This window comes from Nocardia sp. GP40, assembly GCF_050434125.1.
Taxonomy (GTDB): domain Bacteria; phylum Actinomycetota; class Actinomycetes; order Mycobacteriales; family Mycobacteriaceae; genus Nocardia; species Nocardia albiluteola.
In genome coordinates this window covers 1-13,248 of record NZ_JBNPVW010000008.1, presented here as the reverse complement: position 1 = coordinate 13,248, position 13,248 = coordinate 1, and the positions used below count along the sequence as shown (strand labels likewise).

The 13,248-nt window shown below is 67.4% G+C and carries 8 protein-coding genes and 2 pseudogenes; 5 read left to right on the top strand and 5 right to left on the bottom strand.

What is annotated here, in order from left to right; genetic code table 11:
- Position 1 precedes the first annotated feature (1 nt).
- From ABH933_RS23960 to ABH933_RS23945, 4 genes are read right to left on the bottom strand one after another with little or no spacing between them, the layout of a single operon-like run.
- Positions 2–1,420: an amidohydrolase family protein gene (locus tag ABH933_RS23960; RefSeq protein WP_429421362.1), complete on the bottom strand. Its 1,419-nt coding sequence runs from the start codon at positions 1,418–1,420 to the stop codon at positions 2–4.
- Positions 1,417–2,178 carry an aspartate/glutamate racemase family protein gene (locus ABH933_RS23955; protein ID WP_429421364.1) on the bottom strand — a complete coding sequence of 254 codons (762 nt, stop codon included), beginning with the start codon at positions 2,176–2,178 and terminating at the stop codon, positions 1,417–1,419. The genes ABH933_RS23960 and ABH933_RS23955 overlap by 4 nt, the downstream gene beginning before the upstream one ends.
- Positions 2,179–2,189: 11 nt before the next feature.
- A complete protein-coding gene (locus ABH933_RS23950; protein WP_429421366.1) occupies positions 2,190–2,837 on the bottom strand; it encodes a GntR family transcriptional regulator in 648 nt (215 codons plus the stop codon).
- Between the two features lie 55 nt (positions 2,838–2,892).
- Positions 2,893–4,248, bottom strand: coding sequence for an MFS transporter (locus ABH933_RS23945; protein ID WP_429421368.1), 1,356 nt, complete (start codon positions 4,246–4,248; stop codon positions 2,893–2,895).
- A gap of 349 nt (positions 4,249–4,597) precedes the next feature.
- Between ABH933_RS23945 and ABH933_RS23940 the strand changes: the two are divergent.
- The 4 genes and pseudogenes from ABH933_RS23940 to ABH933_RS23925 all read left to right on the top strand — a co-directional run.
- Positions 4,598–4,843, top strand: a pseudogene (locus ABH933_RS23940) (phosphate transport system regulatory protein PhoU); the annotation flags it as partial.
- A 30-nt stretch (positions 4,844–4,873) separates the two neighbouring features.
- Positions 4,874–7,231 carry a protein kinase domain-containing protein gene (locus ABH933_RS23935; RefSeq protein WP_429421406.1) on the top strand — a complete coding sequence of 786 codons (2,358 nt, stop codon included), beginning with the start codon at positions 4,874–4,876 and terminating at the stop codon, positions 7,229–7,231.
- A gap of 340 nt (positions 7,232–7,571) precedes the next feature.
- A complete protein-coding gene (locus ABH933_RS23930; protein ID WP_429421370.1) occupies positions 7,572–10,043 on the top strand; it encodes an FHA domain-containing protein in 2,472 nt (823 codons plus the stop codon).
- A gap of 437 nt (positions 10,044–10,480) precedes the next feature.
- Positions 10,481–10,672 carry a DUF5994 family protein gene (locus ABH933_RS23925; protein WP_429421372.1) on the top strand — a complete coding sequence of 64 codons (192 nt, stop codon included), beginning with the start codon at positions 10,481–10,483 and terminating at the stop codon, positions 10,670–10,672.
- Positions 10,673–10,702: 30 nt separating this feature from the next.
- Here the strand turns inward: ABH933_RS23925 and ABH933_RS23920 are convergent, their stop codons facing one another.
- Positions 10,703–11,854 carry a N(5)-(carboxyethyl)ornithine synthase gene (locus tag ABH933_RS23920; protein WP_429421374.1) on the bottom strand — a complete coding sequence of 384 codons (1,152 nt, stop codon included), beginning with the start codon at positions 11,852–11,854 and terminating at the stop codon, positions 10,703–10,705.
- A 219-nt stretch (positions 11,855–12,073) separates the two neighbouring features.
- Here ABH933_RS23920 and ABH933_RS23915 point away from each other — a divergent pair.
- Positions 12,074–13,162: pseudogene (locus ABH933_RS23915) on the top strand (IS1380 family transposase); the annotation flags it as partial.
- Positions 13,163–13,248: the final 86 nt, after the last annotated feature.

Genomic DNA, 13,248 nt, shown 5'->3' with positions numbered 1-13,248 from the left:
CTCACCGTGCCGCCGCCGTGAGAAGCTCGCCACGCGTGGCGAACTCGTGGTATCCGGGGCGCGCGAGGAAGCGGCCGACCGGTCCGGGGTCGTGGAAACCGTTCTCGTCCAGGACCACTCGGCCGCCCGCGACCACGAGCTGTGGCCAGCCGCGTAGTTGCCGTCCCTCGAACGGCGAGAAGTCGGTTCCCATGTGCAGTGCCGCGCTGTCGACGGCACGCACTTCGGCGGGGTCGAAGACGACGAGGTCGGCGTCGTAGCCGGGCGCGATCACGCCCTTGCCGGGCAGCGAGTTGATGCGGGCCGGTCCGGCGGAGAACAGTTCCACGAACCGTTCGAGCAGCTGCGGCGTCGGGGATCCGAGCGCGGTGAATGCGACCGGCATGCGTGTCTCGACGCCGGGCAGCCCGTGCGGCATCTGCCGGATGTCGTCGCTGCGCTCGCGCTTCTGCGTGAGGTCGTAGCAGGAGTGGTCGCTGGCGACCGTGTGGATCGACCCGTCCGCGAACCGCTTCAGCAGCGCCGCAACGGTTTCCGGCGAGCGCATGGGCGGGCAGCACGCGTACCATTCCGGAAAGCGCGAGGAATACACGCCGTCGTCGAGAACCAGGTAGTGCGGGCAGGTCTCGGAGTGGATGTCGAGGCCGCGGGCGCGGGCCTCGGTGACCAGATCGACGGCGCCGGGCGTGGACTGGTGGACGAAATACACCGGGGCGCCGGTGTATTCGGCCATCGCCAAGACCTCCCGGACCGAGGTCTCCTCGGCGAGTTCGGGCCGGGTCCGGTGCAGGTGCTCGATCGCGGTCCGGCCGTCGGCGGCGTGGCGGTCCGTGCAATCGGTGACCAGCGCGTCGTGTTCGGCGTGAACGTAGGTGAGGCCGTCCAGGCGCACCATCTCCCGCATGACGCGCAGCATGGTGTCGTTGTCTGCCATGGTGGTGCCGCGGTTGGTCATGTACATCTTGACCGAGCGAATGCCCAGCGCCGCAAGCTCTTCGAGCTGGGTCGGAACCGTCTCGTCCCAGCTGACGACCGACGCGTGCAGCGCGACGTCGCAGCGGGCAGCGCGGGCGAGCTCCAGTTTGTTCTTCGCTGCCGCCAGCGGAGATTCGCCTGCGTCGCGGGGGATGCCGAAGTCCAGAATTGTCGTCGTGCCGCCCCAGAGTGCGGCCGTCGAGGTCACCGCGTAGTCGTCGAGCGTGCGATAGCGGCCGGTTACCTGGGCGACATGGCAGTGCCCGTCGACCCCGCCGGGAATCACCGCGCGCCCGGCCGCGTCCACGGTCCGCATCGCCTCGGGCACGGTCTCGGACGCGTCGAGTACGGCGCTCACCCGTCCGTCCGCGACGATGACGTGCCCGGCCCGGGTGCCGGAGGAGTTGACGACGAGACCGTCGGCGATCACGAGATCGGCCTTCATCGGGTGCTCCCTGCGGTCTGGGCCGCGTCGAGCGCGGACTCGAGAGCGGGACTGAGCCCGCCGCGGCGTTTGGGCGGCGGGGCCGCGAACGAACCGGCCCGGTGCGGCCCGGACGCGAGACCGACCACGGCCTCGGCGAAGCGGATCCCCGCGCCGATGCCGTCGACGACGGGAACCGGGATCTCGGCCATGACGTCGCGGGCCAGCCCGGCCAGCGGTGCGCCCGCGAGGATCACGACATCCGCGCCGTCCTCGGCGACCGCGCGTCGCGCGAGCTCGACCAGCGGTGCGCGGAAATCCTCCTGGACCGAACCGATTCCGCGCAGGGCCTCCTTGATCGACCGGATCGAGGCGAGACGATTCCCGAAACCGAAATGCTCGACGCTTTCGCGGTACCAGGCGGTGATGCGGTCCGAGATCGCGATGATCGAAAAGCGTTGTCCCTGTAGCGCCGCCGCGCACAGCGCCGCCTCGGTGATCCCGATGACGGGCACACTCACGAGCTCCTTGAGCGCGGGCATGCCCGGATCGCCGAACGCGGCAACCACCACACCGTCCACGTCGCGATGCTCCGCGATCACCTCCGCAACGGCCTCCGCGGCGAGCAACGCCTCGAACCTGGTCTCGATGTACTCGACGCCGCGGGCGGCGGTGCGCACGAGCAGTTCCGTGGTGGGCGCGACCGAGCGCATCGCCTCCGCGCGGATCAGCTCGGTGACGTCGTCGCTGATATTGGGGTTGACGACGAGAAGTCTCATGGATCCCTCTCTCAGATGGTTTCCGGGTACTGCGCCCGGTACTTGCCGATGTGCTTCGCGGACTGCTCCGCCGTGCGCTGCTGGTCGCCGCTGGTGATGGCGGCCAGGAGGTCGCGGTGCTCCTGCACGAGTTCGGGCAGATCCGTGACGTGGCGGAACAGCCAGTGCATGCGGCCCTGCAGCGGTTCGAGTGCGGCACGCAGGAAACGGTTGTCGGCGATGCGGGTGATCTCGTCGTGGAATTCGCTGTTGGCCCGGTGCGCCTCGTTGATGCTGCCGCGGGACAACGCGTCCTGCGCCCGGTCGAGGATGTCCCCGAGCCGCGCGAGATCCTCGGCGGTGGCGCGCTCGGCGACGAGGCTGCACGCGAGCACTTCCAGCGACAGCCGCACATCGAACAGGTCCGCGACGTCCTTGTCGCTCAGCTCCGCCACCACCGAGCCGCGGCCGCGCTCGGTGACCAGGCCCTCCTGCACGAGCATGCGCAGCGCCTCGCGCACCGGGAGGCGCGAGACGTTGAACTCGGCGGCGAGGTCGCGCTCGACCAGGCGCGTGCCCGGGGCGTAGTGCGCCTCGAAGATGCGCGTCCGAAGGCTGTCGCGAATCACCTCGCGCAGCGGGCGGTCCCGGTGCGGCTCCTCGACGGGCGGTGTCACCACGTCTTCTCCTCGGGGTCGGACTGATGTCGGTCGATTTTTATTCGAGCACACCGGCTTACACCGGGAGTCGCTTGCTGTAGTCGAGGGTCAGGACGCTGGCGCCCATGAGGACCGCGGCGCCCACGAAGTACAGCAGCGCACCGGTGTAACCGCCCGTTGCGCCGACGATGAACCCGACCGCGATCGGCGTCACGAACCCCGCGATGTTGCCGCCCAGATTCATTGCGGCGCCGAGGATTCCGGCGTTGGTGCGGCCACCGAGGGTCGCCGGCACGGACCAGAACAGTCCCACCCAGCGCAGGAAGAACAGCACCACCGACAGCAGTACCACCGCGGTGATCGGCGTGCTCACAGTCGTCACGCCCACCAGGCCCGCCACGACGACGAGGCTCGCGATGCCCAGCATCGAACGCATGACGACGTTGGTGCGATACCCCCGGGCGCGGAGCCGGTCGGCGAGCAGGCCGCCGAGGATCTCCCCGACGAAGCCCGCACCGAAGATCACGAACGTCGACCATCCGATCGAGGCGAGCTTGAAACCCTTGGCCTCCGACAGGTACAGCGGACCCCAGGTGAGCAGGCCGTAGAAGACACCGTTGAAGCCGAGCCAGCCGAGGCACATTGCCCAGAACGAGCGGAACCTCAGGTAGGGCAGCAGGCCGCGGCGGGTCGTGCTGCCGCCGGCGCGCGCCTGCTCGTCCTCGGCCCAGTGCGACGCCTCGATGTACTCGACCTCGGCCTCGTTGACACCGCGGTGCCGGCGCGGGCTGTCGCGCACGTACCACCAGACGGCCGCGCCGAGCAGGGCGGTGGCGAGACCCGCGACGATGAACGCCATCCGCCAGCCGCCGAACGCCGCGATCAGTCCCGTCACCAGGATGCCGCCCACGCCCGCGCCCAGCGGCGCGCCGGCATCGAGAATCGTTGCCCCCCGGCCGCGTTCGCGGGAATGCATCCAGATCGCGTTGAGCTTGCCGCCCGCGGGCATCACGCCCGCCTCGGTGACGCCGATGCCCAGCCGGGCGATGAACATGCTGGTGAATCCGCCGGTCAATCCCGAGGCCGCGGTCGCGGCGCCCCAGCCGACACGCGAGGCCGTGACGACCCTGCGCGGGCCGAAGCGGTCGATCAGCCAGCCGACCGGCACCTGCATCGCGGCATAGGACCAGAAGAACGCCGACAGCAGCAGGCCCACCATCGAGTGGGAGAGCTTGAAGTCCTTCTGGATGAGGGGGAGCGCGACGGAGATCGAGCCCCGGTCGACGTAGTTGATGGTCACGAGGACCAGGAGCAGCACGAACAGCTTCCACCGGACGTTCGTGCGCCCGACCGGAACGGCGCCGTCCGATGCCGGTGCGGCGTATGGTGCGCCGACGGCGCCTCGGCCCGAGGTTTCCTCTTGCAGGGACACGGGTTCCTCCTTCGCGAGTGTGGGATTGATCGGGCCTGCTCGCGCGGCCGTCCCACGGGAGGTAGGTGACGGATAGCTTGGGATCCCATATTGGGATCCCAAAGTTCGTCGTTCGGTGGTCGCCGATCCGGCCGTCGCGAGGGTTACTCGCCGGGCCGTCCGATTCGGCGACTGCGTGTCCTTCGAATGGCCCGACGGCACCACCCGGAGCCGGGCGCGTAGACCCGTACCGGACCTGGACACCCGAGTGCCGAGAACGGCGCGATTGGGCGCACGTTCGGGGTGTTGCTCGCCGGGCCAGGTAGGTGGCCGGACTGGCGCCGGTGCCGGCAAAAGCTGATGATTAGCTATGCGGACTAGCTTCCAGGAGGACCTAGAGCAGCTTGCCGGGCGGTTGCGAGTGATGTGTCTGCGTGACTGCGTGGCTGTCGCCGCTGCCACGGATTCCTTGCTGAACGCCGATCTCGAGTTGGCCGAGCAGGCGATCGACATCTGCCACGAGATCGACCTCACGCGTGATCACTGTGAGCACGAGGCAGTGCGGCTGCTCGCTGTGCAAGCGCCCGTCGTCGGCGACTTGCGGCAGGTGGTCACGGCCATTCGGCTCGTCGGCGACCTTGCCGGGATGGCCGACCTGTCCGAACATATCGCGGACGTCAGCCGCCGCCGTCACCCGGCGCCTGCGGTTCCGGAATCGGTGAAGCCGGTCGTGGCCCGCATGGGCGCGGCCGCCACCGCAATGGCGACCAGCGCCGCCGCGGTGCTCGAGTCCGGTGATCCGGGCGATGTCGCCGCACAACTCGCGGGTCAAGACGACACCATGGATCGGTTGCATCACGACCTGCTGGCCGCCGTGCGGGCCGACGACTGGACCGGCGGGACTACCGCCGCGGTCGATCTGACCTCGCTCGGCCGGTATTACAAGCAATTCGCCGATTATTCCGTCCAGGTCGGGCGCGGGACGGTGATCATGGCGAGCGGTGGAGACGAGGATCAGGGCACGCAGTGGGTGAGTCCGGAATCGACGGTCGAGGTCTCTGCCGTTTCGGCGACTTGGTCGGGGGATGCCAGGCACACCACCGGCGACCTTTCCAGCGTGGTGGACAGCAGCGCCATCGGTGTCGACGGACTGGACCGGATCGAGGTCGGTGACCGCATCGGTGATTTCGACTTGCTTACCGGCCTGGGCAGCGGCGCCTTCGCGCGGGTGTTCCTGGCTCGGCAGCGGTCGATGCAGCGGCTGGTGGCGGTGAAGATCTCCGCCGATAGCGGCACCGAACCACAGACTCTGGCGCAGCTCGATCACGACTACATCGTGCGGGTCTTCGATCAGCAGTTGCTCGACGAGCCGGGCCCCGACGGGCCCCATACACGGCGGCTGCGGCTGCTGTACATGCAGTTCCTGCCCGGCGGCACGCTGCTGGGCGTGCTGCGCCGGGTGCGGGCCACCCCGCCCCAGCAGCGCAGCGGGCGGCTGCTGCTGGCCGCGGTCGACGCGGCGATGGAGGAGAAGGGCGAGATCCGGCCCACCGATTCGAGTGTGCGCGCGGAGATCGCGGCGCTGTCGTGGCCGGAGACGGTCGCCTGGCTGGGCCGCCGACTGGCGGAGGCGCTGGCCTACGCCGACGCGCACGGGGTGCTGCATCGCGACGTCAAACCGGCCAATGTGCTGCTCACCGCGGAGGCGGTGCCGAAACTGGCCGATTTCAACATCAGTTTCAGCCGGGATCTGGCGGGCGCGAACCCCGTCGCGTATTTCGGCGGTTCACTGTCGTACATGTCGCCGGAGCATCTGGAGGCCTGTCTTCCGGGGGGCGAACGCAGCGCCGACGATCTCGACACCCGCGCGGACATCTACTCCCTGGGGGTGGTGCTGTGGGAGCTGCTTACCGGAGCCAAGCCGTTCGACGACAGCACCGCAGCCGCCGGGAACGACACCGCCGCGCTGACAGCCATGCTGCAGCGCCGCCGCATCGGGGTTGATTCGGCGGCGCTGCAGCACATCCCGCCCGACTGTCCGGCGGCCTTGCGGCGGGTCCTGCTGACCTGTCTGGCGCCCGAACGCGACCAGCGCTGGGCCGATGGGGCGGCACTGGCTCAGCAGTTGGAGCTGTGCCTGGACGAGCGGGCCCGCGATTTGGTCGACCCGCCGCCGGACAGCTGGCGGCTGCGGCTGCGGCCGTGGCTGGTGCCGTTGGTAGTGCTGGCCATGGGCGGACCGAGCCTGCTCGCGGCGTTGGCCAACATCAATTACAACAAGTCGCTGATCGTCGACCGGCTGAGCCCGCCGGCCCAGCACACCTTCTGGCTTATCATCGCCCCATTCAACGCGGTGCTCTTCCCGCTGGGCATCGCGACGGTGCTGTATCTGTCGCGGAGTCTGCTCACGGTCCTGCCCGGGCTGCGCCGGGGACGTCGGTACGACCCGCGGGTGCTGGCTCGAGCTCGATCGGATGCGCTGCTGTTCGGCGACCGCGCTGTGCTGGTGGCGTTCTCGATGTGGAGCCTGGCGGCGATCATGTTTCCGATCGTGATGCACTTCGCGATCGGAGAGCTCACCGGACAAGCGGTGCTGCATTTGCTGGTGGATGTGCTGGTCTTCGGCGGGATGGCGGTAGCCTATCCGTTCTTCCTGGTGACGTTCTACATGGTGCGCTGCATCTACCCTGCGTTCCTGCGGCACGGTGACATCGGCGCGGGCGACGTGGTGCACCTACACCGACTCGATCGCCACTGCATCCTGCTTCTGGCCATGGCGGCGTCGGTGCCGCTGCTGGCGGTGGCGGGGGTAACGGTCCTGCCCCCGGACGATATTCCGCTGGTGATTCCCACGGTACGGGTAGTGTGCTTGGGCGCGATCGCCGCGTTCATCGCCGCCTACATGCTGTTCCGGTCGATCGAGGCCGATCTGCGGGCACTGGAACGTGTGGTGGATCCTGCCGGCGCACTGCGGAAGCCGGATGCCACCGCCGGTCCACTATGAGTGCACAACACATGCAACTGTTCCGGCGGTGCACGCGCTACACCAGTATTCGCGAACGCTCCGCCGGACCTCCAGGTCCAGATCAATGACGAAGTCGCGGCCCGTCTTGCTGCGGACCTCGCCGCAGATGTAACGGAATTCGGTACATGAAACAAATTGAGAAATATTCGGCTTCGATCTTGCATCAGGTTTTATCGGATCAGTATTTCGAATCCCATCGGAATTTCTTCGTCCCGCCTCGGTCGTATGGCCGTTGAGCGGCCTCGCTGCGGATTCCGCGAGCCCGGACGGGATTGCGGTTTGTCGCCGCGACAGTTCGGCACGGTCGTATACTTCCGTTATGGCGGATGAGCGGTCCTCCACGGAATTATCCGAGTCGCCGGTTCTCGTGGTGCAGACGCGAGAACACGTCTATCGGCTACGCCCCGAGGGTGCATACAACATCGGCCGCGATCCGGCCGCCGACATTGTCGTCACCGATCCGCGTGTTTCGGCCTTGCATGCCGTGCTGGAGCGGGGATCCCGCGGTTGGGAAATCGAGGACGCGCACAGCCTGAACGGCACCTTTTTCGACGGTCACCGCGTCGAGCGGATGGTGATCGACCACGACGAGACCTTCCAGCTCGGGCATGCCAAATACGGTGCGCAGTTGTCCTGCTCGCTGGAAACCTCACCCAACTCCGGCCCCGCGCCCGAGCTCGATGATGACATCGGGGGCGGGGACACGATGATCGTCCCGAATCCTGGCTATGACCTCGACGATGAAGCCACGGTCACCAAGTTCGAGCCGGGCCTGCCCCGCCGAGTGTCGCGGTCGTCGCCTCAGGCCGCCCACCCCAGCGCGCTGGTACGGATCATCTCGGGCACACTCCGGATCGGACGCGCCGCCGACAACGACATCGTCGTGCCCGACCTCATGGTCTCTCGCCATCACGCCGAACTACAGGTGATCGCCGAAGGCAAATATCGAGTCGTCGACCTCGACAGCCACAACGGCACCTACGTCAACGGCCACCGGATCGAGACCGCGGACCTGTCCGAATCCGACCTGATCGGCATGGGACACACCACCTACCGGCTCGTCGGCAACGAACTGCGCGAGTCCGTCGACACCGGTGACATCTCGGTCTGTGTCCAGAACCTGATCGTGCGGACACCGGAAGGCAAAGTGCTGCTCGACGACGTGACCTTCCCCATCGCGCAGCGCTCACTCGTCGGCGTCATCGGACCCAGCGGAGCGGGCAAGTCGACGCTGTTGGGCGCGATCACCGGGCTGCAGCCCGCGACCGAGGGGACCGTCCGCTACGACGGACGCGACCTGTACACCGATTACGACGAGCTGAGACACCGGATCGGGTTGGTTCCGCAGGAGGACATCCTGCACAACCAGCTCCAGACGCGACGCGCCCTGCTCTACGCGGCCGAGCTGCGCTTCCCCGGTGACACAGCCCGCGAGGAGCGCGAACAGCGAGTCGACGAAGTCCTCGACGAACTCGGCTTGTCGCGGCATGCCGACACCCGCATCGCTCGGCTCTCCGGCGGGCAACGCAAACGGGTGAGCGTCGCATTGGAACTGCTGACCAAACCGTCCCTGTTGTTCCTCGACGAACCGACCTCCGGCCTGGACCCCGGCCTCGACAAGACGGTCATGGAAATGCTGTCCGAACTCGCCCACGACGGGCGGACCGTCATCGTCGTCACCCACAGCGTGGCGAATCTCGATTCCTGTGACCGCCTCCTGGTGCTGGTGCCCGGCGGCAAGCTGGCCTATTACGGACCGCCCGCCGAGGGTTTGGAGGAGTTCGGGCAGCGCACCTGGGCCGAGGTGTTCCAGGCATTCGACCACGAGGAGGACCGCGACTGGGCCGGAGAGTTCCGGAACTCCCCGCGCTTCGAGAACTACGTCGATGTCGGGCCGATCGACGACATCGGACCGGCGGAAGTACACACACCGGCTTCGCCGCCGCCCGCGCCGCAGTCCAAGCTCAGCCAGCTCAGCACACTGTGCCGGCGCTATCTGGCGGTGATCGCCTCGGACCGCAGTTATCTGGCGTTGCTCGGCGCGATGCCGCTGCTGCTGGGCGGTCTGATCGCCGCGGTGCCGTCGGGCGCCGGTTTCACCGGGGCGCCCGGAACCAACACCGATGCCTCGACCAAGCTCATGATCTTGATATTCGGTGCCTGCTTCATCGGCACCGGCAACGCGATTCGCGAGATCGTCAAGGAACAGACGATCTATCGCAGAGAACGCGCGGCAGGACTGTCGGCCGGGGTCTATTTGATGTCGAAACTGCTGGTCTTGGGCGTGATCACCGTCCTTCAGACGGCGGTGCTGTTCTTGATCGGCACCATCGGTGAGACTTTCCCGCCGACAGGGATATTCACGTCGGTCCAGCTGGAGTTGATCTTGGCGATGGCGATGCTGGGCATCGCGTCGCTGGCGTTGGGCTTGCTGGTGTCCGCCTCGGTGGACACCTCGGAAAAGACACTGCCGCTGCTGATCGTGCTGTCGATGGCGCAACTGGTGCTCACCGGCGGGCTGGTGCGGCTTCCCGGCACGCCCGTTCTGCAACAGCTGTCCTACCTGTCACCGTCCCGCTGGGGCTACGGCGCTGCAGCGGCCAGCATCGACCTCGACACCCTCTCGCCGCACAATGGCGGGCCCGACCCGCTGTGGAAGCACACCATCGGCACGTGGCTGCTAGATATGGGAGTCGTCGCCGGCCTGGCGGCGATCTTCCTCGCACTGGCCTGGTATCGCCTGTACCAGATGCGGCCACGGCGGCGCGGCGCCCGCCTCGCCCAGATGTGAGCCTGCTCGAGGAATCGGACTCTGGTGCGTACCCGTTGCCTTGAATCGAGCCGTGACGAGCCCGGGCGGTATCCGTTCGTCGACTCGCACGACGTCGATCTCCCCTTATCGGAGCTGAGCCCGTCAGGGCTGAGCTCCGACGGCGGACAGGAGTATGTCTACCTGCGCTTCTTGTCCCTGTTCTCCAAGGCTTCAACACCGGATTGAGCGGCGGCCGACTTGGCCTTCTTCTCCGCTCGTCTCTCCTTGAGCGATTTCCCCTGCTTTTTGGACATCGTGCTACGCGGAGATTTGTCGGACAACTGGGCATCCTTTGATTGCAAGACCTAGGCGATCTCGTTCCCTCGACAGTACGTCTCCGGGGAGATTCCGGCCCGGATCAGAACGAGGCGCGCTGACATTCGAGCGCAACACGTCCCATCACCAACCACGCCGCCATGGGCGAAACAGCGTCCGGCCGCGGTAATCGGCAGCCGTTCCCGTCCCCGACGCGCACACCGGGCGTCCTGCTACGCCGCCTCGATGCCGGATCCGGACTGGTCGATGGAGCCTGGTGGCCCCGGACCGCGAATCTCACCAGTGAGCTGCACGACCTGATCATCCTCGCGGTCTGCGCGACGGGCGTTTGAAGAGCTCGGCGCTGCCGCGGTCGCCGGTGTTCAGCGGCGGTGGTGCGGGTATTCCGGTAGGCGCTGCTGGAAGGACAGGATCGCCGGATTCTGGATCGTGCCGTTCCGGATCTCGATCGCGCGTCGGAGGGTTTCGTGATCGTCCCGGGTGGAGTGTCCGGAAAGGACCGACCGTAGGTGCGGCAGCAGCGCTTCGCTGATCTCCCAGGTCGCCGAGTTCCACAGGTAGGACGGGCTGTGATCGACGGCGTAGTAGGTGACGCCGTCGCCAACCGGGAAGGTCGGCCGGGTGAACGTCGTGGGCCGTGCCCAGCTGAAGCCCATGCCTTCGTCGCAGGAGACGTCGACGATGAGGCTACCCGGAGTGAAAGCGGCGAGGTCGTCTTCGATGAGGAACGTCAGCGGTGCGTCGGTGTCCTGCAGCACGCAATTGACGACGACGTCGTGCTCGGCGAGGAACCCGGCCAAGGGAACCCGGCCGTGCCCGGTGTGCGCGTAGCTGCGACGCGGGTCGCCCGGGTTGTTCGCATCGTGGTCGAGATGCACCATCGTGGCGGAATGGATCGGCGAGCCGACCGTGCTGAGGCCACGGGCGGTGAGAACTTCGACGTCGTGGATCCCGTGGGCGTTCAGCGCGGTCACCGCGCCGCGCGCCGTCGCGCCGAAGCCGATCACCACCGCTCGCAGCCGGCGGCCGTAGTCCCCGGTCGACCCGATCAACTGCAAGGCGTGCAGCACCGAGCAGTAGCCGGCCAGCTCGTTGTTCTTGTGGAAGACGTGCAGGCCGAACGAGCCGTCGCGCCGCCAGTGGTTCATCGCCTCGAAGGCGATCACGGTCAGCCGCCGGTCGATGGCCAGTTGGGTCAGCTCGGCGTCCTGCACACAGTGTGGCCAGCCCCACAGCACCTGGCCGACCCGCAGTTCGGCGACGTCCTCCCGTAGCGGCTTGGCCAGCAGGATGACGTCGCACTCGGCGATGAGCTGCTCGCGCGTGCGCATCCCCCCGACCGTGCCCGCCAGTCGCTCGTCGGGCACGCCGAAGGGTTCACCGTAGCCGTGTTCGAGGTAGATGGTTTCCCGGAGATCGGCGTCGATCCGGTCGAGGTGGCGCGGGTGGATCGGCAACCGCCGTTCGTTCTCTTTTCGTGAACGCGCGACTACGCCGAGACTGAGCTGGTGCACCGGAGGCCCTTCGGTAGAAGCCAGTCTTAACACACCCAGCGCAATTGTCGTGTACTTGGGTGGTGTCCAGTCCCGACCTCCCGCAGCACACCTTTCGGAGTTAGCCTCGCGCATTCATGCTGGCTGGGCTGATGTGGGTCCGGAATGGCGAAAGGTGCCTGCGACCTGCGATAATTCGACTTGCTGAAGGTTGAATGATCGCGTTCGGAAGGCACCTTTCTGGTGAAAGATTCTACGTGGTATCCGCGGCTGGCCGCCGACGGGGACGGTGCGGGGCTGGTGTCGCAGGCGGGGACGGTGCTGCTGGTGCGCGCGGCGGAGCGGATCGGGCTGGTGAAGGGCCTGTCCGAGGCGCTGGCGCCATGGCGGAAACCGCTTGCGACACATGATCCGGGCAAGACCGTGCTGGATCTGGCGATTGCTGTGGCTGCGGGCGCGGACTGCGTGTCAGATGTGGTGGTGCTGCGGGACCAGCCGGGGGTGTTCGGCCCGGTCGCGTCGGATCCCACGATCTCACGGCTGATCACCACCCTCGCCGCCGATGCACCGAAAGTGTTGTCCGCGTTGACTTCTGCCAGCGCGGCAGCGCGGGCGGCCGCGTGGAGCGCCGCCGGTGACCGGGCTCCCGATCATGGCATCGATGCCGAGCATCCGCTGATCATCGACCTGGACGCCACCCTCCTGGATGCGCACAGCGAAAAAGAAAGAGCAGCACCGACATTCAAACGAGGATTCGGGTTCCATCCGCTGCTGGCGTTCATCGACCACGGCAGCGACGGAACCGGCGAACCCGCCGCGGCGCTGCTGCGGGCGGGCAACGCAGGCGCGAACACCGCCGCCGATCACAAGAAAGTCCTGCACGACGCGATCGCGCAACTGCCGTGGCAGCCGGGCTACCGGGTCGGAAAGAAGATACTGGTCCGTGCTGATGCCGGCGGCGGCACGCACGAGTTCCTCGGCTACTGCCACGCCCGCCGGGTCCAATACTCGGTCGGGTTCGGACTCAACGAAACCATCGTCGCCGCACTGGATCTCCTACCGGACACAGTATGGACCCCGGCCTACGACGGCGACGGCGAACCCCGCGACGGCGCTGCAGTCGCCGAGATCACCGGCCTGATCGACCTGACCGGCTGGCCGCCGGGCATACGAGTGATCATCCGCCGGGAACGCCCCCACCCCGGCGCCCAACTCAGGTTCACCGACCACAACGGCAACCGGTTGACCGCGTTCGCCACCAACACCCGCAAAGGACAGCTCGCTGACCTGGAACTACGCCACCGTCGCCGCGCCCGCTGCGAATCTCAATGAAGATGTCAAGCAGGGATGGCCTCTCGCACGGCAACTGGCGGTGTGGCGGTGAAGTGTCGTCCGTCGCGGAGCAGGGCCCAGAG

Bases quoted from the DNA above. Each gene is read 5' to 3' on its own strand.
- ABH933_RS23960 (WP_429421362.1), bottom strand. From the start codon at position 1,420: ATGAAGGCCGATCTCGTGATCGCCGACGGTCTCGTCGTCAACTCCTCC.
- ABH933_RS23935 (WP_429421406.1), top strand. From the start codon at position 4,874: ATGGCCGACCTGTCCGAACATATCGCGGACGTCAGCCGCCGCCGTCAC.
- ABH933_RS23925 (WP_429421372.1), top strand. From the start codon at position 10,481: ATGGGCGAAACAGCGTCCGGCCGCGGTAATCGGCAGCCGTTCCCGTCC.
- ABH933_RS23955 (WP_429421364.1), bottom strand. From the start codon at position 2,178: ATGAGACTTCTCGTCGTCAACCCCAATATCAGCGACGACGTCACCGAG.
- ABH933_RS23930 (WP_429421370.1), top strand. From the start codon at position 7,572: ATGGCGGATGAGCGGTCCTCCACGGAATTATCCGAGTCGCCGGTTCTC.